The organism is Bradyrhizobium sp. LeoA1Lang (assembly GCF_055413685.1).
In genome coordinates, this window is record NZ_JBVAPG010000507.1 from 1 (window position 1) to 483 (window position 483).

The 483-nt window shown below is 64.6% G+C and carries 1 protein-coding gene; it reads left to right on the forward strand.

Annotated features, from left to right (window positions below):
* Window positions 1–483, forward strand: a 483-nt coding sequence (locus ACZYOF_RS44340; protein ID WP_463719668.1) for a DUF1259 domain-containing protein, incomplete at both ends; no start/stop codon positions are given.

The following is a 483-nucleotide window of genomic DNA, read 5'->3' on the forward strand; positions in this document are numbered from 1 at the left end:
CGATTCACGGTGAAGCCATGGTGATGGGCGACCTCGTGCTGCTGGAAACCGAGATCAATCCGGTCATGGCGAAGCTCATCGCAGGCGGGATCGAGATCACCGCCGTTCACAATCACCTGCTCCGGGCGAGCCCTGCGACTTTCTACATGCATGTCGGCGGTCACGGCGATCCCGTGAAGATGGCTGCTGCCATCCGCGACGCGCTGGCAGTGAGCAAAACGCCGCTGGCGTCTTCGGCAGCGGCCGCGCCGCCCGCCATCGACCTCGATACCGCACAGCTCGATCAGATCATCGGCGCCAAGGGACAGAACAATGGCGGTGTCTACGCCTTCGCCGTTCCGCGGCGCGATCCGGTCAGCGAAGCTGGGATGCAACTCGCACCGGTCGGCCCGATGGGTGTGGCACAGTCCATCAACTTCCAGCCGACGGGGGGCGGCAAGGCAGCCATCATCGGCGATTTCGTGCTGACCGGCGACGAAGCCA